The organism is Paenibacillus turpanensis (genome assembly GCF_011421635.1).
Taxonomy (GTDB): domain Bacteria; phylum Bacillota; class Bacilli; order Paenibacillales; family YIM-B00363; genus Paenibacillus_AK; species Paenibacillus_AK turpanensis.
The window spans coordinates 33366-53308 of record NZ_WTLI01000003.1; the positions used below are offsets into that span (position 1 = coordinate 33366).

General features: G+C 52.6%; 15 protein-coding genes. 14 read left to right on the forward strand and 1 reads right to left on the reverse strand.

Annotation, left to right across the window (positions count from 1 at the left end; all coding sequences use genetic code 11):
* Positions 1-26 precede the first annotated feature (26 nt).
* Complete coding sequence (locus GQS10_RS03335) at positions 27-647, reverse strand: class I SAM-dependent methyltransferase (RefSeq protein WP_243734938.1); 621 nt, start codon at positions 645-647, stop codon at positions 27-29.
* 136 nt (positions 648-783) lie between these two features.
* On the opposite strand from GQS10_RS03335, the gene GQS10_RS03340 reads away from it, so the two are divergent.
* The 14 genes from GQS10_RS03340 to GQS10_RS03405 all read left to right on the forward strand — a co-directional run bounded on the left by GQS10_RS03340 (position 784) and on the right by GQS10_RS03405 (position 19914).
* Complete coding sequence (locus GQS10_RS03340; protein WP_166239004.1) at positions 784-1257, forward strand: hypothetical protein; 474 nt, start codon at positions 784-786, stop codon at positions 1255-1257.
* 25 nt (positions 1258-1282) lie between these two features.
* A complete protein-coding gene (locus GQS10_RS03345; protein ID WP_166239006.1) occupies positions 1283-2332 on the forward strand; it encodes an FUSC family protein in 1050 nt (349 codons plus the stop codon).
* A 205-nt stretch (positions 2333-2537) separates the two neighbouring features.
* Positions 2538-4289 (forward strand): sensor histidine kinase, encoded by a 1752-nt coding sequence (locus tag GQS10_RS03350; protein ID WP_166239008.1) that lies wholly within the window; start codon positions 2538-2540, stop codon positions 4287-4289.
* Between the two features lies 1 nt (position 4290).
* On the forward strand, positions 4291-5862 hold the full coding sequence (locus tag GQS10_RS03355; RefSeq protein WP_166239010.1) for a response regulator transcription factor: 1572 nt from the start codon (positions 4291-4293) through the stop codon (positions 5860-5862).
* Positions 5863-5979: 117 nt separating this feature from the next.
* Complete coding sequence (locus GQS10_RS03360; protein WP_166239012.1) at positions 5980-7314, forward strand: ABC transporter substrate-binding protein; 1335 nt, start codon at positions 5980-5982, stop codon at positions 7312-7314.
* A 197-nt stretch (positions 7315-7511) separates the two neighbouring features.
* Positions 7512-8408: a carbohydrate ABC transporter permease gene (locus GQS10_RS03365; protein ID WP_166239014.1), complete on the forward strand. Its 897-nt coding sequence runs from the start codon at positions 7512-7514 to the stop codon at positions 8406-8408.
* A gap of 4 nt (positions 8409-8412) precedes the next feature.
* Positions 8413-9288 (forward strand): carbohydrate ABC transporter permease, encoded by an 876-nt coding sequence (locus GQS10_RS03370; protein WP_166239016.1) that lies wholly within the window; start codon positions 8413-8415, stop codon positions 9286-9288.
* Between the two features lie 33 nt (positions 9289-9321).
* Complete coding sequence (locus GQS10_RS03375) at positions 9322-10353, forward strand: glycoside hydrolase family 88/105 protein (RefSeq protein WP_166239018.1); 1032 nt, start codon at positions 9322-9324, stop codon at positions 10351-10353.
* A 150-nt stretch (positions 10354-10503) separates the two neighbouring features.
* Positions 10504-12789, forward strand: a complete 2286-nt coding sequence (locus tag GQS10_RS03380; RefSeq protein ID WP_166239020.1) for a family 43 glycosylhydrolase — start codon at positions 10504-10506, stop codon at positions 12787-12789.
* 4 nt (positions 12790-12793) lie between these two features.
* Positions 12794-13837: a beta-galactosidase BglB gene (bglB, locus tag GQS10_RS03385; protein ID WP_207952114.1), complete on the forward strand. Its 1044-nt coding sequence runs from the start codon at positions 12794-12796 to the stop codon at positions 13835-13837.
* A gap of 95 nt (positions 13838-13932) precedes the next feature.
* On the forward strand, positions 13933-14118 hold the full coding sequence (locus GQS10_RS03390) for an exo-rhamnogalacturonan lyase family protein (protein WP_166239022.1): 186 nt from the start codon (positions 13933-13935) through the stop codon (positions 14116-14118).
* A 297-nt stretch (positions 14119-14415) separates the two neighbouring features.
* On the forward strand, positions 14416-17808 hold the full coding sequence (locus GQS10_RS03395) for a glycosyl hydrolase (protein ID WP_166239024.1): 3393 nt from the start codon (positions 14416-14418) through the stop codon (positions 17806-17808).
* 222 nt (positions 17809-18030) lie between these two features.
* The gene (locus tag GQS10_RS03400; protein ID WP_166239026.1) at positions 18031-19035 is read left to right on the forward strand and encodes an ABC transporter permease; all 1005 of its coding nucleotides are present in this window, start codon (positions 18031-18033) and stop codon (positions 19033-19035) included.
* A 12-nt stretch (positions 19036-19047) separates the two neighbouring features.
* Positions 19048-19914, forward strand: coding sequence for a carbohydrate ABC transporter permease (locus GQS10_RS03405; protein WP_166239028.1), 867 nt, complete (start codon positions 19048-19050; stop codon positions 19912-19914).
* Positions 19915-19943 lie beyond the last annotated feature (29 nt).

Sequence of the window (19943 nt, forward strand, 5' to 3'; positions counted from 1 at the left end):
GCTCCACTGCAAAGCTCCGCGCCAAGCTACCGCTTCTTACGGCACACGGCGACACCGATGAAGTAACGTACGCCGTCTCTCTTTACGGCCTCAAACGTCACCCCGCGCTGGTAATACATTTCACAGCTGTCGAATCCGGCGACCAGCTCGCCAAACTCCTCGGGCGTCAGCTGGTGCATATGAAACGGCTCGCTCGTCGGCTGGCCGCGTCCGCGCCCGAACGGCGTCGATACGATAAGCGTCCCCCCGGGCTTTAGCATTTGCTGAAAATGCTCGATTACCTTCCGGTCGTCGGCCACATGCTCGATCGTCTCAAAGCAAACGATCGTGTCGAACTGTCCGAGACGTGCAGGCAGCTCGCTGTCCTCCGCATCGCCTTGAATAAAGCGGATTTTTTGATGGTTATATTCACGCGCCGCATAACGGATTGTCTGCTCGTCACAATCGACCGCGACAATTTCCGTCACCTCGCGTTTGCGCTCCTTGGCGATCATATGGCTGCCGTATCCTGTACCGCAGGCAAGATCAAGCACGCGGCCCTCGGCATAAGGAACGGCAAAATAATACCGTGCGAGGTGCTCAAGCAGCATTCCGTTCATCGGCTTCAGCAGCTTTGGGATAATGCGTTCCCCGGTCCATTCCAGCAACGTTGTTCACCCATTCAAGACATTTTTCATTATTGTACACGAATGCGGCATGGAATGCCCAACTTTTGGTGCCGCGGCAGTCGGTATGGTATAATCAGCGCGTCGAATATGAACCCACAGGGGGCTGCAAAGAAGCATGCTTACGTTTGAACAAAAAACTTCAATTATTGAATCGTTTCCGGAGCTGACGCGCAAAGAGGTGTCGCTGGGCCGGGTAAATTATCATTATGAAGAAAGCGGGTACGATAAAAAGATCGTCGTGTACCATCTTCACCCGAATGGCAACGGCTTTGTCTATGCAGGCCATATGTCCGGGTATGAAGCCGATGAACGGGGGCTTGTTAACATCCGGGATTACACGGAGGAGCAATTACATGATATCGTCGCCGCTTCGATCCGCTCGCTCGCTCCAAAATCGTCTGCCGAGCAGGCGGTCAGTGCAGGGGCGCAGGAGGAAGAGCGCTGGATCGGCCCAGATGACCAAACGCTGCTGCTTACTTTGGAGGACGAGCTGTGGATGGTTTATCACGGCTTGAATCTGGAATCGGCCTTCGAAAGCTACGAGGAAGCGGAAGAGTACCTTCTAGAGGAAGGGTTCCGCAGAGCGTAACATTCGGTAAAAGAGGGATGATACGATGACATTAGGCGCGAGGGTCATAAAAACCGGCTTATCCATTACGCTGGCCCTTTATTTATGCTCGCTGCTCGGACTCAGTCCGGCGATTTTTGCGGCGGTTGCCGCTATTTTTACAATACAGCCGTCCATTTACCGAACATGGCGGCAGATGCTGGAGCAGGTGCAGGCCAATTCGCTGGGAGCTTTTTTGGCGCTGTTCGGCGCCAAGCTGATCGGAAACGAGCCGTTTGCGATCGGCCTTGTCGCAATCATTGTCATATTAATTTGTCTCCGCTTAAAAATGGAAAGCTCCATCGGACTTACCCTCGTCACCGTGCTTGCGATTATGGAAGCGCCCGGCCAGGAGTGGTCCTATGCTTTAAACCGTTTCGGCATCATAATGCTGGGAATCGGTTCCGCTTTTCTCATTAATATTTTTGTACTGCCGCCCAAGCATGAAAAGCAGTTTGAGGATAAAATCGGTAATGTGTTCAAAAGGCTGTCGCTGCTGCTGCGCACATCCATTTCTAATGAAATGAAGGAAAAGACGTTTAAGCAGGAGTCGCGGGAGCTGCAGGAGGATTTGCAAAAGCTCGACGAGCTGTTTCGCTTCTTTGACGAGGAGCGTAAAAAGCTTCGTAAAGTGAAGCCGCTGGATACACGAAGGTTCGTTGTGTATAAGCAGATGCTGCACACGCTGCATAAAGGAGCGGATGTGCTGGAGGCGGTGAATGAGCATTTTTTCCAAAGCCGCATGAGCGCGGAAATGAACGGGTTATACGATGACATGATTGAGAAGCTGATGAAGTACCATGAGTATTTGCTGCTGGCCTATGAAGGAAAGATGAAGCGAACCACCGGGATCGCGCCAGATATTGCCCATTTAATCAATGATGAAGCCGCGCATATGGACGAGGAGGAGCATCTCCGCCTGCTCGTTGTGGCCGCTTCCATTTACGAGTACGGGCATCAGCTGCAGCGGCTCGATCGATTAATTCATATGTACCTGCACAAGGATGAGCTGCAGGCTGCGACGGATAAACATGAAATGGAACTTCAACAGCCATAGCGTGGAAGAGGGCTCTCCTCTTTTCACGCTTTTTATTTTGGTAAAAAAAGAAAAAACACTGAAAATTATACACACGAATCGGTATTTTTAATGTACTCTTAATGATAAGTGGTGCAAAATAAGAAGATTGTACCGCCAAATCAAACCATAATGCCGGAAAGAAAAGAAAGCGCTGACATTTGGGAGCAGCCTGAGGGGGACGGACATGCTGACTGCGGTGAAAAATGCGTTTCGCAGCCTGAAAATCGTCAATAAATTGTTTCTGATGATTTCCTTTATTATGTTACTTTCGCTGGCGTTTACGTTTGGCGTTCTCCAATATGCGTTTACGATCTACGATGAATATATTTACGAGAAATCCTCTCAGGTGCTCAATTTGTCTTCTCATAGCATCGAGGAGGAGCTGCGCAAGGTAGAGCGGCTCTCGTTTGCTATATTTTCGGATAACCAAATTCAGAACGGCCTGCAGTCCTTACTGACCACAACGAATGAGTATGAGCGGCTCAAACAGTCCAACGAAATCGTCGATCAGCTTGTCGGTCATTCCAGCTCGGAAAAATACGTGCAGTCGATCTATTTGCTGGACGCCAATGGGGGAGAGCATGTAACGGGCAATGTGAAGCAGCTTCATGCGGGGGTACGAGAGAAGCTGACGGCGGCCGCTCGGCAGGAGAGCGGGGGCAATGTATGGCTGGCCATTGACAATCAGGGGATGGATTTATTCGCCGTGCGGCAAATCCGCTCCTTCTCGTCGACAGACTTTGAGCTTGACCATTTGGGAGTGCTGGCGATCCGGGTCGATCTGAAAAAAATCGTCGGCGATATGTCAGGCGGCATACGCAGCCAGGACGGGGAGCTGATGATTTCGTCGAACACAGGTGTTGTTTTCCCGGAGAAGCCGATGCTTGCCGCCTGGGAGCTGCCGCTGACCGAGCACGAGAACTATCGCGTAGTCGACGGGCCGAACGGGCATTATTTCGTTTCGTATTTGACTTCTGATTATTTGGCTTGGACGTATTATAACGTCATTCCCTTCGGGCAGATGTTCGAGCGGATTATTACGATGAAAAATATTGTAATCGGTTTTTTTGCAATTATTTTTGCACTGGTTCTGTTTTGGGGGAGACGGTTTGCCCGCAGCTTAACGTCGCCGATCGAAGAGCTGATTGGAAGGATGAAGCGGGTGCAAAAAGGAGAATTTGAGCAGGTTGATTTGGAGGCGCTTCCAACGATGCCGCAGCTGGATGAGGTAGGACTGCTGCACCGAACGTTCCGGCTGATGCTGCTGCGGATCAACGAGCTGATCAAGGAAAATTATACGAAGCAGCTGACGATCAAAGAGACGGAATTTAAAGCGCTGCAGGCCCAGATCAACCCGCACTTTTTGTACAACACCCTGGAGTCGATCAATTGGCTGGCGAAGATCAACAAGCAGACACAAATTTCACGCATGGTCGAGGCGCTCGGATTTCTGCTGCGCAGCTCGATTTCACTGCATAACCGGCTGATCACGGTACGTGAGGAGCTGGATATTGTAAAAAACTATGTCGTGATTCAGACGCATCGGTATGAGGAAAGGCTGATATTCGAGCTGGACATACCGGATTCACTGCTGGATTATTGTATACCGAAGCTGACGCTGCAGCCGCTGCTGGAAAATGCCGTTCATTATGCTTTAGAGCCGATGATTGATACATGCGTGATCAAAATTAAAGGTTGGGAAACGGAGAAAGGAATCGTGCTCGTGGTCGAGGACAACGGCCCTGGCATGGATCACGAGTTTTTACAGAAAGTAAGGCGCGGCGAGGTTCAAACAAAGGGAAAAGGAATCGGATTGAAAAATATCGAGGAACGAATTCGGCTTGCGTTTGGCGACGCCTATGGCGTCGAGCTGGAAAGCGAGCCGGGTAAAGGAACGAAGGTGTCTATCTATTTACCGAGGGAGAAGGGGTGTTGAGATGTTCAAAGTGATGCTGGTCGATGATGAACGGATTATTTTGGCGGGAATTTCAGCTGTTGTCCCTTGGGACGAGGCGGATACGACGCTGGTCGGGACGGCGCGCAACGGACTAGAAGCATACGATATGATTGTGCAGGATCCACCCGATATCGTAATCAGCGACATCAAGATGCCTGGTATGGATGGGATCGAGCTGGTCCAAAAAACATACGAAACCCATCCGGAAATCCGCTTTATTCTGCTGTCCGGCTTCAGCGAGTTCGATTATGCCCGAAAAGCGATGCACTATGGGGTAAAGCATTACCTGCTCAAGCCCTGCAACGAAAACAATATTGTGGAAGCACTTCAGGAAATCACCGCCGAATTGAAGGAAAAAGAGGGCAAGGAGCAGTTTGTAGAGCAGATGAAGTACGGCTTGGAAAAGGTGCTTCCCCATGTTAAGGAGCAATTCCTCATTCAATTCGTAACGAATAAAACGTACGGCTCACGTGACTGGGAGTACTACCGGTCGCTGCTTGGGCTGGATCTGGAAAGCCGGAAGGTACGGCTGCTGCTGTTCCAGATGGAGGGCCGCTTTGAGTTCGAGCACCTATTCGCGATGAAAAACATTGCCGAGGAGCTGCTGGAGCATCCGGTTCTAAGCGCCACGGTTGGCGGACACGTACTGATCTTAGTGGAAGATGCCGGCTGTGGTACGGAGCTGCACGACCGGATTCAGGAAATTAAGACGACCTTCATCAAATATTATAAACTGGATGCGACAATAGCCGTCAGCGATGCGGACGAGATTCTACGGGCGCGCAAGCTGTACCAGCAAACACTCGAATGCTTGAACCATCGCTTCTATTTAGGTGAAGGCAGTATTATAACTCCGGAAGATATTCCGGGAATGGTGTCACCCTCCTCTTCCCTGCAGTGTGAACAGGAAAGGGAATGGTCCTTGGATGAGGACCGCATTGTGATGCTCGTTAAAGCGGGCGCGTGGGAGGAGACTGCAGATTGGATCGAAAGCTTCTTCGCTTCGCTTTCGGGGGTAAGGGAGGGGATTGGGGCGGCGAAGTCGTACGTGATCCAACTGTATGTTTCCATCGTGCGGCTTGCAGAGCAGGACAACATGAACCGCTATATGGAGCAGCTTGCCTCGCTCGTGCAGATGGAGACGCTTGTGTCGATCCGTCAGTTTTTTGAAGCGGTCGTGAAAGAAATTACGATGGGTTATTTTGAGCAGAACCGCAGCAAGCACTCGGCCATCGTGCAGCGTGTGCTGGAAGTGATTGAGGAATGCATTGCTTCGCCCGAGCTGTCCTTGAATTGGGTGGCGAAGCAGATGCTTTATATGAACGCTGATTATTTAGGGAAGCTGTTTAAGAAAGAAACGGGTGAAAAGTTTTCAAATTATGTAATGAAGCTGCGGATTGAGAAAGCGATTCAATCGATTGAAAAGCAGCCGGACGTGAAAATATTTGAGCTGGCGGAGCAGCTGGGCTTTGGAGACAATCCGCAATATTTTAGCCAAGTTTTTAAAAAGTACACCGGTCAAACCCCCACGGAATACATGAAAATGCCTTGAACTCTGATTTTTAAACAAACGAAGCGGTTTTTTATCTTAACGTTACCGCAGAAATTACTACAATTTAAGTTGTAAGCACTTTCTTAGGCATTATTCCAATGGGGGAGGAACAACAAAATGAAGAAAGCACTAGCTTTGCTGCTGGCTTCCGCAATGGCGTTTACAGTGTCCGCTTGCGGCTCGGCACAGCAGCCAACGGCTCCAGCGAACGGCTCTGGCGGGGAAAAACCGGCCGAAACGAAGGCAGACGATGGTAAGAAGGATCCGGTTAAGCTGCGTATTGCATGGTGGGGCGGTCAATCCCGTCACGATTATACGTTGAAAGTCATTGATATGTACCAGCAAAAAAATCCGCATGTTAAAATCGAAGCGGAATATGCGGGCTTCGACGATTATTGGAAGAAGCTTGCACCTCAAGCGGCTGCGAATGATTTGCCAGATATTATCCAGATGGACTTGTCTTATTTGACACAGTATGGCGGACGCGGCCAGCTGGAGGATTTGGCGCCTTACATCAAGCAGGGTCTGTTCAAGACCGAGGATATTAGCGAAAACGCATTGAATGCGGGCAAGCTGGGCGACAAGCTGCTGGCGGCCAACCTCGGCGTAAACGCACTCGGCCTAGTATACGATCCAGCGATAGCCAAAGATGCCGGCATTACGCTGAAGGAAGATTGGACTTGGGACGATCTGGAGAAGATGGCTCCTGCATTGAAGGATAAGGGCAAGCTGCTCTCCGGTCCGCCAAAGCCGGAAGTATTTTTCAACTATTACTTAAGAACGCAGGGTAAATCGCTGTTTAGTGCAGACGGTACGGCTCTTGGTTATACGGACGATCAGCTGTACGTAAAGTTCTTCGGATTAATTCAGCGTCTTTATGATGCCGGTGTCATTGAGAAGTTGGATGTGGCCGCGCAGAAGAAAGGCACGCCGGAAGAGGATGAGCTCGTGAAGGGCAATGCAATGGCTTCATGGGGCTGGTCTAACCAGTACGTGCTGCTGGCGCAGCTTTCCAAGCGTCCAATTGAGATTCACCCGATGCCGGGACCGAACATCGATAAGGGGTTATTCCTAAAGCCGAGCATGTACTTTTCCGTCACAAAGAACTCGAAGCAGAAGGAAGAAGCGGTTAAGTTTATTGACTTCTTCGTCAACGATATTGAAGCGAACAAGCTGATTAAGGGCGAAAGAGGTATCCCGGTTTCCTCGAAGGTGAAGGAAGCGCTGAAGCCGCTGCTGACACCGGAGCAGGTAAAAACGTTTGACTATGTCGCATGGGCGGAAAAGCACAGCTCGCCGATCGACGCTCCGGACCCGATCGGTTCCGCGGAAATCGCAAAAATGCTGAAGGATCTGCAGGATCAAGTGCTGTATAAGAAGATGAGTGTCGAAGACGCGGCAGCGAAGTTCAGCAAGGACGCCAATGCGGTACTCGCGAAAAACAAAAAGTAAATGATGCTACAGCAAGGGAAAGACGGGTCTGCGGACTCGTCTTTTTTTGTGCATTTCCCCGCTTTTCGAAAGTCGGCTTTTTAAACAAAATGAACGGTTTTTTTCATTAATCTCTAGTCCATGGCTCCTTATAATGAGGGTATCGAAGCAAGCATCCGGCAAATGGATGATAGATTAACGACCGGGAGTTGGAGCCTATGAATTTACGCGAGAACAATCATGTTGTCGGCTATGTGTTTATCGCACCGTTTGTGTTGGGATTTCTAATTTTTACGCTGTACCCGATTTTATCCTCGTTTTACTTATCCTTCACGGATTACAACCTGTTTGAACCGGCCCGCTGGATCGGGATGGACAATTTTAACAAGATGTTTACCGCGGATACGGATTATATCCAGTCCGTCAAGGTTACGATCACGTACGTGCTGTCCAGCGTGCCGCTGCGCCTCTGCTTCGCGCTAGCCGTTGCGATGGTGCTGAACAAGGCGGTAAGCGGCGTCGGCTTCTACCGTGCCTCGTATTACTTGCCGTCGCTGATCGGCGGCAGCGTCGCGGTAGCCATTATGTGGCGTCAGCTGTTCGGCGACAAAGGCTTGGTGAACTCGTTCCTTGGGCTGCTGGGGATTCAAAGCGATATCTCGTGGATCGGATACCCTTCTACGGCGCTCTGGACTCTGGTTGCGCTGTCGGTGTGGCAGTTCGGATCCTCCATGCTGATCTTCCTAGCGGGGCTGAAAAATATTCCGGAAATGTATTACGAGGCAGCATCTGTGGACGGGGCGAACGCGGTGCAAAGGTTCTTTAAGGTAACACTGCCGCTGCTCAGCCCGATTATATTGTTCAACCTGATTATGCAAACGATTTCGGCGTTCATGACCTTTACCCCGGCCTACATCGTCTCCAACGGAGAAGGCGGACCGATGGGAAGCACGATGCTGTATTCGCTGTATTTGTACCGCAGGGCGTTCGTGTATTTCGAGATGGGCTACGCATCGGCGATGGCTTGGGTCATGCTGGCGATCGTCGGCGTGCTGACGCTGCTGATTTTCAAATCATCTAAACTATGGGTTCATTACGAATCGAAAGGGGAGTAACACGATGCAGGTATCAACAAGTACTCAAAAAGAAGTCGTATTGCGGCCGAAGCTGCGTGTTTCGCGAATTGTATACCATATCGTCGTTTCCTTGTTCGCGATCGTCATGATTTACCCGATTCTATGGATGTTCGCGAGCTCCTTGAAGCCAAATGACGAAATTTTCATGCAGGCTTATACCTTGATTCCGAGCAAGCTGGAGTTTTCCAACTATGTTACCGGCTGGAGCGGCATCGGCGATAATACGTTTGCCACTTATTTTAAAAACTCCGGGATTATCGTTGTGCTGGCTACGATCGGCTCGGTCGTGTCGTCGGCGATGGTAGCGTACGGCTTTGCGAGAATCCCTTTCTATGGAAAAGCGTTTTGGTTTACCTGCGTGATGATGGTCATGATGCTTCCGCATGACGTTACCGTCATTCCTCAGTACATTATGTTTTCCAAGCTGGGCTGGCTGTCCTCCTATAAACCGATCATTGTGCCGTTTTTCTTCGGGGTGCCGTTCTTTATCTTTCTGATCATGCAGTTTATCCGTACGATTCCGCCGGAGCTGGATGAAGCGGCGAAAATCGACGGCTGCAGTAAATACGGTATCTTTTTCCGCATCATTGTGCCGCTCATTGCGCCTGCGCTCGTGACGGCGACAATCTTCTCGTTTTACTGGCGCTGGGAGGATTTCATTAACCCGCTGCTTTATTTGAATAAGCCGGAGCTGTATCCGGTATCGCTGGCACTGAAGCTGTTCCTGGATGCGGAAAGCTTATCTAACTGGGGCGGAATGTTTGCGATGTCGACGCTGTCTCTCGTGCCGGTTATCCTCGTGTTTTTCATTTTCCAAAAATATATTGTCGAAGGCATCAGCACAACCGGTTTGAAATAACCGGAATTATAGAGCTTGAGGGGAGAAATAAATATGCCGCCGTTAGTATTTGATGAAAAAGAAATTCGTGACGTGATCGACCGTGTGGTGCACCGCACGTTTCGTATGGATTTTAATTGGGATTGGCCGGGAGGCGTCGCCTTCTATGGGGTGACGGAAGCGTTCGAGGCCACAGGCCGTGAGGAATACATCGCCCTGCTGAAGGAATGGGTGGACGAAAAGCTGGAGGATGGCCTACCGAAGCTGACGATTAACGGAGCATCCATCGGGCATTCGCTGCTTTCGCTTTACAAAGCGACCGGCGAAGAGCGTTATATGGATGTAGCGATTCAAATGGCGGAGCATTTGAAAAACGATGCGATTCGCTTCGGGGACGGAGTGTTCCAGCATACTGTCAATTCGGAAACGTACAATTTTCCGGAGCAGGCTTGGGTCGATACGATGTTTATGGCCGGTTATTTTCTCGTGCGCATCGGCACGATGCTGGGCAATAAAGAGTATTTGGAGGACGGCTTGAGGCAGTATCACGGGCATGAGGATTTGCTGCAGGACCCGGTGAGCAACCTGTATTACCACGGCTGGGACAATTTGGCGCAAAACCATATGTCCGGCATCTTCTGGGCGCGCGGCAATTCATGGGCGGCGTTCACGATGGCACGGGCGCTCGAGCTTGTGGAAGTAACGCACCCGTCGTTTATGATTATTGAGGGCTCGCTGCGCGATCAGCTTTCGGCGCTTGTACGGCTGCAATCGGAGAACGGGCTTTGGCATACGGTGCTTACCGATCCGGCCTCATACGAGGAAGCGTCCGGTTCTGCCGGTATTGCTGCTGCACTGCTGACCAAAGGATCGATGTACAACAAATATGTGCAAAAGTCGATTCATGGTATTCTCGGCTGCATTACCGAAGACGGTACGGTTTCCCGAGTATCAGCCGGTACCGCGGTCATGAAGGATGCGGAAGGCTACAAGGGCGTGCCTTATAAGCGAATTCAGGGCTGGGGCCAAGGGCTCGCGCTGGCCTTCCTTTCCGGGCTGCTGGAAAGCCGTAAAAACCCGTATTGATGCGCGGCAGTAATTTTGTCCGTTCTTTGCGGCTCCTTTTGTCGAAGAACTAATAAAATGATAATTGTGTTCGGGTTGGGGTTGAGTTATTGTTTAATGAGTAAACTAACTCTTTGGAATTTTCGACACTCGGAAGGAGTATAGAAACTTATGAACAAATCGAACCACTCGAACCAGCCGGCCTGGGTACCTGATTTAGGAAATGGTATGTATAAAAATCCGGTGATTTATGCCGACTATTCGGACCCGGATGTAATCTGTGTCGGCGACGACTTTTTTATGGTATCGTCCAGCTTTTCCCATGTTCCAGCACTGCCTTTGCTTCATTCAAAGGATTTGGTGAACTGGACGATTGTGAATCACGTGGCGGAGCGGCTGCCGATGGAAGGCTACGACCGTCCGCAGCACGGCAAAGGCGTTTGGGCGCCGAGCCTTCGCTACCACGACGGCAAGTTTTGGGTGTACTTTGGAGCGCCGGACGAGGGCATTTATATGAGCACGGCGACCGATCCATTCGGCAAATGGGAGCCGCTTCATCTGGTTAAGGAAGGAAAGGGCTTGATTGATACATGCCCATTCTGGGACGATGACGGCAATGCATACCTCGTGCATGCGTTTGCGCACAGCCGCTGCGGCATTAAGCATAAGCTGAAAATTTGCCGCATGTCGCCGGACGGTAAGAGCCTGCTGGATGACGGTCAAATCGTGTTTGACGGTACGCTGCGTCATCCTACGATGGAAGGGCCGAAGATGCATAAGCGCAACGGCTATTATTACATATTCGCACCGGCCGGCGGCGTGCCGACAGGCTGGCAGACGGTGCTTCGTTCAAAGAACGTATTTGGCCCTTACGAGGACAAAATCGTTCTGAACCAAGGCATTTCGCCGGTTAACGGTCCGCATCAAGGCAGCTGGGTGGAGCTCGAAAACGGCGAGCATTGGTTTATTCATTTCCAGGACCGCGACGCATACGGCCGAATTATCCATGTGCAGCCGATGGAATGGGTGAACGACTGGCCGTTTATCGGACAGGACCGCAACGGCGACATGATCGGTGAGCCGGTACTGGAGTGGCCGAAGCCGAACGCCGGCGTGGAGTCGCCGGTGCTGGTGCCGCAAACCTCCGACGAATTCGAGGAAGCGAAGCTCGGCCTCCAGTGGCAGTGGCAGGCGAACCCGCAGCCGGAATGGCTGTCGCTGACGGATCACCCCGGCCATCTGCGTCTGTTTGCGCATGAACTGCCTGAGGGCAGCAGCACGCTGTTCGATGCGCCGCAGCTGCTGATGCAGAAGCTTCCGGCGCCGGAGTTTACGGCGGAGACGGAGCTTACCTTCCATGGAGCGAATGACGGCGACCGCGCCGGGCTCATTGTGTTCGGCTACTCGTACCGTTACTTGGCGGTAAGCCGCACGTCGTTCGGCTCGTTGAAGCTGTCACTGATGGAAGGCGGTGTTGTCGGTAAATTTGAAGACGGCGTAACCAGCGAACGGGAAATTACAAGCACGTACTTCTCCGGAGGAGCGGTACGGCTGAAGGCGGAAATTTACGGCAATGCGCAGGTGAAGTTTTACTACAGCGCGGATGGCAGCAGCTTTGCGCAGATCGGCGATGTGTTTACGGCCCGCGAGAGCCGCTGGGTTGGCGCGAAGGTTGGCGTCTTCGCCGTGAATTTGGACGGCCGCGCAGCGGGCGCTTCCGATGCAGCTCGCGGTTACGCCGACTTCTCCTACTTCCGCGTTGCGGGTAAACCGGAGCAGCCTCCGGTGAAGCTGTTTATCGCCGGCGATTCGACTTCGGCGCTTTACATTGCGGAAAGCGCGCCAATGGCGGGCTGGGGCCAAATGATCGGCCAATTTTTCACCGACGACGTGATCGTTGTGGATGAGGGACGCAACGGCCGCAGCTCGAAGAGCTTTATCACAGAAGGTCATTTTGACCGGATTAAAAATCATATTGGCAAAAACGACTACCTATTCATCCAATTCGGCCACAACGACGAAAAGGCGGATGAAGAGCGCAGAACCGAGCCGTTTACTACGTATCAGGAAACGTTAACGAAATACGTTGAGCTGGCGCGCGAGGCGGGGGCCAATCCGGTGCTTATTACGCCGGTGCAGCGCCGCAGCTTCTCCGGCGGGCAGTTTACGCAAAGCCACGGCAAGTATCCGATGGCGGTAAAGCAGCTTGCAGAGCGTCTTGGCGTACCGCTTATCGACCTGTGCGCACGCAGCGAGGAGCTGTATTTGTCGCTCGGCGAGGAAGGCTCCAAAAAGCTGTTCGTCCAGTTTGAGCAGGGTGCTCATCCGAATTATCCGAACGGCGTGGAGGACAACACGCACTTCAACGCAGACGGAGCGCGGGAAATCGCGAAGCTGATTTGCGGCGAATTGGCGAAATCCGAGGTAGGATTGAAGGGGTACTTAAAGGAGGAATAATGGCTTGACCATTAAAAACCGCGGCGAGCTTTTGGAACGGGTGTTCCAAAAGCTTGCTTCTTCCGATCGTAACAATTCCAACGACCACATGAATTTTGACAGCTGGGAATGGCCTACCGGAGTGGCGATTTACGGACTGTTCAAGTATTACCGTTTTACCGGGAAAGAGCATTACCTGCAGGTGATGGAGCAGTGGTTCAAGGAACGGCTGGACGAGGGACTTCCGCCGAAAAACGTGAACTCTGTCGCACCGCTGCTAACGTTAATTCATCTCTACGAGCTCAACCGCAGCGAAGCGTATTTGCAGCTCTGCACCGAATGGGCGGAATGGATTATCCATGAGATGCCGCGTACGGAAGAGGACGGCCTGCAGCATATTACGGTGATTGCCGATAATGAAGAGCAGCTGTGGGACGATACGTTATTTATGACCGTGTTATTTTTAGCCAAGATGGGCGAGCTGACGGGGAATGAAGCGTACCGGCAGGAAGCGGTGTACCAATTTTTAATTCATGTGAAATATTTGACCGACCCGTCTACGGGGCTGTGGTACCATGGCTTTTGCTTTGACGGTCGGCATCACTTTGGCGGAACGTTATGGGCAAGAGGCAACTGCTGGTTTACGGCAGGAGTCGTGGAGTTTTTAGAAATCAGCGGCCTAGAAGGGCCGGTCAAGCGTTATCTTGTTGAAGCGCTTCAAGCCCAGGTGCGCGCTTTGCTGCCGCTGCAGCATGAAGGCGGGCTGTGGCACACGGTGCTGAACGATTCGTCTTCCTACGTGGAGGCGTCCGCTACCGCAGGCTTTGCGTACGGAATGATTAAAGCGGTCCGCATGGGCTTGCTGGATGAAAGCTGTCTGCCTGCGGCGCTGCGTGCAGCGGAAGGTGTCATCGCTTGCGTCGAAGAGGACGGTACGGTGGGAAAGGTATCCTATGGTACCGCGATCGGCATGGACGACGAGCATTATAAGCAAATTCCGATCGTCCCGACGGCTTACGGGCAGGCGCTGACGATCATGATGCTGACGGAAGTCATTCGCAAGGACTGAATAAATGAGCCTGATGACTGGGCAGAGGGGCCTCGGAACATGAACAAGTTGAATGTTCCGGGGCTTTTTCTGTCTTTCGTACACGGATAACCTATGTGGATAAGTTTGTTTTGCAGGGAGTGGAGTATCGTGAGCATATCAAAGTCATTCCACCGCTTCGGTTCGAAGAAACGCTGGAGCCCGATACCGAGATAACCGAGGTTTCGACCAATACGGTTTCCCAGTGGTGCTTAAACACGATCGTATGCCTGGAGCTGATCGGCGATATGATGGAAGGCTGACCCTTGCGGTCGGCTTTTTTCAACGATAAAGAATGTATAAGTTTTCAGCGGAGTTGAACACATTCTTTATCACAAGAAAACCTACCTATGAGTTGCGGTCGCTCATCCTTGAAGGGGCCTCGATAGAGGTTTTCTTATAAGATGATGAGTTCAGAACGCTCTGTATAACCTCTGCAAAAGAGTGCAAAGCCCTGAATATCCGGTAGTTTTCAGACGCAAAAATGTGTGATTGTACGCAAAGTCTTTACCTCATAGAGTAGGGCTATGACCAAAGAAACCCACGAGGGGGATAAAACAATGCTGGATCGCAATGAGTTTCTTACGCCTTCGGCTCCTTATCGTATCCATCCGTTTTGGTTTTGGAACGGGGATATGGATGATGAAGAGGTGGCCAGACAAATTGACGAGATGGCGGATAAGGGCATCGGCGGATTTTTTCTATGTGCCCGCCAAGGCTTGACGATTCCTTATTTGTCGAAGGCATGGTTTGAAAAGGTTCGGTATGCCATAACATGCGCGGAGCGTCGCGGTATGAACGTTTGGCTGTACGATGAGTATCCTTATCCGAGCGGAATTGCCGGGGGCGAAGTCATTCTTCACCATCCCGAAGCGAAGCATGTTTCCTTGGAGCACCGCTTCCTTCGTATTCGCGCTGGAGAAAGCGCTTCCGTAGAGCTTCCGTGGGGAAAGGTGCTGTCCGCCAAGGCGGCGCCGATTCGGAACGGAAAGCCCGATTGGGAGCAGGCGCTCGATCTTCAGCACTATATCGGAAACCTGCAGGCGGATCAGGTGTTTCAGAAGACAGGCTTAACGGCATATACGCAAAAGCGATTTTTTACGTACCGGACCGTGCTGCAGCTGGACTGGACAGCACCTACGGGTGGAAACTTGCCCGAAGCTCAGGCTGCGGACGAGTGGGAAATCGCTATTTTTCAAGAGAAGGAAATCGAGGATTTTAAATATTACGGCACGTTCGTTGATCCTTGTAATAAGGCTGCCATGGAAACATTCATCCGGCTTACGCATGACCGTTATGCAGCGGAGGTCGGGGAGTATCTCGGCGGTACGGTGAAGGGGATGTTTACGGATGAAATCGGGCTGCTCGGCCGCATCCCTTGGTCAAAACATTTGGCGCAGGAGTTTAAGCAGCGGAATGGATACGACTTGCTGGACTGTCTTCCGGCTTTACTGGACAGCTCGGTGCGGGACGCCGCGAAAATCCGCTACGACTACTATCAGACGATCCATGTGCTGCTGCGCGAGGCGTTCCATGTGCAGGTGCATGATTGGTGCGAGGGCCGCGAGATTGAATATGTAGCCGAGGTTCCTGCGGTGCGGATGACGACGCAAAAGTTCAGCCATGTGCCCGGAGGGGATTCCGCGCATGAGAAGCTGGGCCGGTCGCTGGAGTGGATTCTGGACAAGTATATTGCGAATATGCGGGCGAATCCGAAGATGGTCAGCTCGCTTGCGCGGCAGCTTGGACGCGAACGCAATTTGATCGAATGCTTTCACAGCGTTGGCTGGTCCATGACGCTGCAGGATGCGCGCTGGATGATTGACCGGATGGCTGCGCTCGGTACGAATTTTTATAACTTCCATGCCTTCTACTATACGATGAACGCTCTTGCCAAGCATGACGCGCCTCCTTCGCAGTTTGATCAAAACCCGTATTGGGAGCATTTTCGCAAGCTGGCCGATTATGCTGGCCGCATCAGCTATGTGATGAGCGAAGGAGCCGCGGACATTCGCATTGCGCTGCTGGACCCGGTAACCTCGCTGTGGACGCAGATGGGCAATCCGTTCCACGGGTTTTCGTCGGGCGGAGGCGACGGTGCGGATAAGAAGCGCTTGGAGAGGCTGAAGCGGGATTGGGCGGAGCTTGGCAAAAAGCTGCTGCAGCATCGCTTCGACTACGATCATCTCGATCCGGAGCTGCTGGCCGAGGCGTCTATCGACGAAGGAGCGCTCGTCATTGGAAAGGCGCGGTACGACGTGCTGCTCGTGCCGCCGATTACGAATATGGAGCGTAATGCTTGGGCGAAGCTGCTGGCGTTTCTGGAAGCGGGCGGCACGGTCGTCAGCATCGGTCTGCTGCCGTACGACGTCATCGAGGATGGAGCGCCGGATGAGCAGGCCGCGATGGAGGCGTTCGGCGTAACGGAGCCGCCGTCGAAGTGGTACTGGCAGGAGGCGGAGGGGGCCGCCTCGGCAGTGCGTCCGGCTCCGGCGAACCGACGCCATGGGCAGCACGGCCGCGCTTACTTCATCCCGGCTGCCGGGGCAAACGGTGCCGGGCTGGCATGGAAGGCGGCCGCAGAGCTGCTGGAGGCGGTCTGCCCGCGTCCGGTTACCCTGCATGCTCCGGGCGAGCCGACCTGCTTCCTGATGCAGACGCGCAAGCTGGGCGGTCATACGGCTGCTGTGTTTATCAGCAACCAAGAAGGATCGGCGCATGAGGCCGTTATCCGCATGATTCCGGAGCTGCTCTATCGGGATCGGGGCGCCAAGCTTTCGGCGTCAGGCACGCTGCGTATCTCCGAGTGGGATTTGGAGACGGGGCAGCTGACCTTCTTGCCGGACGCAGCCGAAGACAGCCTTCCGGGTGCGGGAACCTCCACCGGAGCAGGCTGGTTCATTCCGTTGAAGCTTGAGCCGTATCAAGCGCGGCTGCTGGTCGCGGAGTGGGTCGAAGCTGACGCGGAGGCAAGGGAGGGCTTTGCTGAGGCTGCCAAGGCTCGCTCGGCAATCACTCCAGCCGGAGCGGCTGCGCCTGCTTTATGGCAGCTGGACGCTTCCGGCCCATGGAGCATTCAGCCGCAGCAGCTGAACGCGATTCGCTTTGAGCGTTTTATGCTCTCGCTGGAAGGCTCTGCACAGCAATGGCCGGTTCTCGCGAAAACGATCATCGACCAGTGCTCGGACCTCGCCGAAGAGGCGTCCTTCCCTCTGCGCTTTGAGCAAACGTTCGGCACGCCAATGCGTCTCAGCATTGCATACCCGATTGCCTGCACTTATCATGCGCAGTTCGAGATCGAGAGCGTACCTGAGCGCTGCGAGCTGCTGATGGACGGCGGAGCGATATCCGGGACATGGACGCTGGCGATCAACGGCAAGGAGGTTGATCGGAAAACGTTCCGGCAGGAGCGAGTCTACGACCAATATAACCTCGTTTGCGATATTACCCCGCTGCTGCAGAAAAGCCGTAATGAGCTCACGGTGAAGCTCGAAGCTCGGCACGACGCGGACGGTCTCGTGGATCCGCTGTACATTCGGGGGACGTTCGGCGCAGCAGTGAAGGAGGACGGAACACAGGTCATGACTGCCGTTCCAAAGGAAGCGGAGGCTATTCATGGCGGACCGGCAATAGGATTTCCGTATTATGCCGGAACGTTATCGTATACGAAAGCAGCGACATTGGCTGCTCTGCCTTCAGAGGAAGCGTTCGAGCTTCGCTTCACGAATTGGGATGAGCACTTCCATAACTGTGCGGAGGTGCTCGTCAACGGGCACTCGCTAGGCGTTAGACCGTGGACGCCGTACCGCTGGATTGGCAGGACGGAATGGCTGCGCGAGGGAGACAATACGGTCGAGGTTCGCGTGACGAACACGCTGGCGGGGCTTCTCGACGGGAATGCCTTCGATTACGCTTCGCATACGCTTCGTCCGGCACACCAGCTCATGAGATAAAGCGGCAAATAAGGATAAACCGCGCAGCAGCGGCCGATTGCACGGCTTTCCCACCACCAGATAAAGGGCGCAAAAAAGTGCAATCGGCCCATCCGCTGCGGCATAACGAATCGATTTTGCTTATGTATCCGATTTCCGGCGCTGCTGCAACAATGTCTAATGGCACGCAAATCGGCGTTGGGATAAGGTAACGATAGAAACGCAAGGAAAGGAGTGAGCCGCATGTCGAATGTAAAATACGAGCAAGCAGCATCAGCATCTGCTGCATCACCGGCGCCGGGCGCATCCCCTGCAGATGTGAACCGGAAATCGTTCGAAGAGAAACGAAGGCTGTGGCTGGACATTCGCAGGGATAAATATTTGTACCTCTTGGCACTGCCGGGACTAATCTTTTTCCTCATTTTCAAATATGTACCGATGTGGGGAATTTTGATTTCCTTCCAAAACTACTCCCCGTACGTCGGAATGTTGAAGAGTGAGTGGGTCGGGCTGGAGCATTTTATCCGCTTTTTCTCCAACCCGGAATTTTTGATTTTGTTCCGTAATACGATGGCGATAAACTTTATGAGTCTGTTTCTATTTTTTCCGCTGCCGATCCTGCTCTCTCTGCTGCTTAACGAGCTGCGCAGCGAGACGTATAAGAGAATCGTGCAGTCCATCGTGTATATGCCGCATTTTCTTTCTTGGGTTATTATCGCGGGTCTTACCTTCCTATTGTTCGCAACGGGGGAAGGCCTAGTGAATAAGCTGCTGGCTGCAGCCGGCATGGAGCGGTTCCAGCTGCTCACGGATCCGGATCTGTTCTGGCTCATGCTGACGGCGCAAACCATATGGAAGGAAGCGGGCTGGGGCACGATCATTTTCCTCGCAGCAATTGCCGGGGTTGATCCGCAGCTGTATGAAGCGGCAAAGATGGACGGCGCGAACCGGCTTCGCCAAATGTGGCATGTGACGCTGCCATCCATCCGAAGTGTCATCGTAATTTTGTTAATTCTTCGTCTTGGAGATATGATGGACGTCGGCTTTGAACAGGTGCTGCTCATGTACAACGGGGCGGTTTCCGAGGTCGCCGAGGTATTCGATACGTATGTGTACCGAGTCGGCATCCAGCAGGGGCAGTTCAGCTTCAGCACTGCAGTCGGTTTATTTAAATCGGTCGTCGGCTTGGCGCTTGTCATGGCGGCCAATACATTGGCTAAAAAATTCGGCGAAGAAGGCGTGTACTAAGGAGGTGGCCCTATGAAAGCATCATTTGGAGATCGCTTGTTTACTATTGCAAATGTCGTCGTTCTCGGGATCATTTCGATCGTCACCTTCTTTCCGCTGTATTACGTGTTCGTCGTCTCGTTTACCGACTCCACAGAGTATTTGACGAAGCCATTCGTGCTTTTTCCGGAAAAATGGTCCTTTGATTCGTACCATTACCTTCTGTCTACCGACGCGTTTGTCCGCTCGCTTGGCAACAGCGCGTTTCTTGCAACGGTTGGCACCGGGTGTTCGTTAGCGGTTACGGCTGCTCTTGCTTACGCCTTATCTCGCAAAAGGCTGCGGGGACGCCGCATGATCCTGCTGTTGATTTTGGTAACCATCCTCTTTAATCCCGGGATCATCCCGAATTATATGGTTGTCCGTGAACTGGGGTTAATTAACAGCATGTGGGCTCTTATTATTCCGGCGCTTGCGAGCGGCTGGAATGTTATCCTGATGAAGGGCTTTTTTGACAGCATTCCCGCAGAGCTTGAGGAATCCGCCGCCATTGACGGCTGTAACGATATCTCAACGTGGATCCGCATCATTTTACCGTTATCCCTTCCGGCCATGGCCGCATTCGGCCTGTTTTACGCCGTAGGCTACTGGAATCAATTTTTCAACGCGCTGCTGTACTTGAACGACCCGAATAAGTGGCCGATCCAGGTGCTGCTGCAAAACCTGCTTATTTCGTCCTCCAACAGTGAACTGACATCCGATGCGTTTATGAAGGCGCCGCCGACAGAAACGCTTAAGATGGCCGCGGTCATTATCGCGACCGTGCCGATATTAGCCGTCTATCCGTTCCTGCAAAAGCATTTTGCCAAGGGTGCGATGATCGGCTCTGTAAAGGGGTAGCATCACAAGTCAGACCCACATTTTAAAAA

Bases quoted from the DNA above. Each gene is read 5' to 3' on its own strand.
- GQS10_RS03340 (WP_166239004.1), top strand. From the start codon at position 784: ATGCTTACGTTTGAACAAAAAACTTCAATTATTGAATCGTTTCCGGAG.
- GQS10_RS03345 (WP_166239006.1), top strand. From the start codon at position 1,283: ATGACATTAGGCGCGAGGGTCATAAAAACCGGCTTATCCATTACGCTG.
- GQS10_RS03350 (WP_166239008.1), top strand. From the start codon at position 2,538: ATGCTGACTGCGGTGAAAAATGCGTTTCGCAGCCTGAAAATCGTCAAT.
- GQS10_RS03355 (WP_166239010.1), top strand. From the start codon at position 4,291: ATGTTCAAAGTGATGCTGGTCGATGATGAACGGATTATTTTGGCGGGA.
- GQS10_RS03360 (WP_166239012.1), top strand. From the start codon at position 5,980: ATGAAGAAAGCACTAGCTTTGCTGCTGGCTTCCGCAATGGCGTTTACA.
- GQS10_RS03365 (WP_166239014.1), top strand. From the start codon at position 7,512: ATGAATTTACGCGAGAACAATCATGTTGTCGGCTATGTGTTTATCGCA.
- GQS10_RS03370 (WP_166239016.1), top strand. From the start codon at position 8,413: ATGCAGGTATCAACAAGTACTCAAAAAGAAGTCGTATTGCGGCCGAAG.
- GQS10_RS03375 (WP_166239018.1), top strand. From the start codon at position 9,322: ATGCCGCCGTTAGTATTTGATGAAAAAGAAATTCGTGACGTGATCGAC.
- GQS10_RS03380 (WP_166239020.1), top strand. From the start codon at position 10,504: ATGAACAAATCGAACCACTCGAACCAGCCGGCCTGGGTACCTGATTTA.
- GQS10_RS03395 (WP_166239024.1), top strand. From the start codon at position 14,416: ATGCTGGATCGCAATGAGTTTCTTACGCCTTCGGCTCCTTATCGTATC.
- GQS10_RS03400 (WP_166239026.1), top strand. From the start codon at position 18,031: ATGTCGAATGTAAAATACGAGCAAGCAGCATCAGCATCTGCTGCATCA.
- GQS10_RS03405 (WP_166239028.1), top strand. From the start codon at position 19,048: ATGAAAGCATCATTTGGAGATCGCTTGTTTACTATTGCAAATGTCGTC.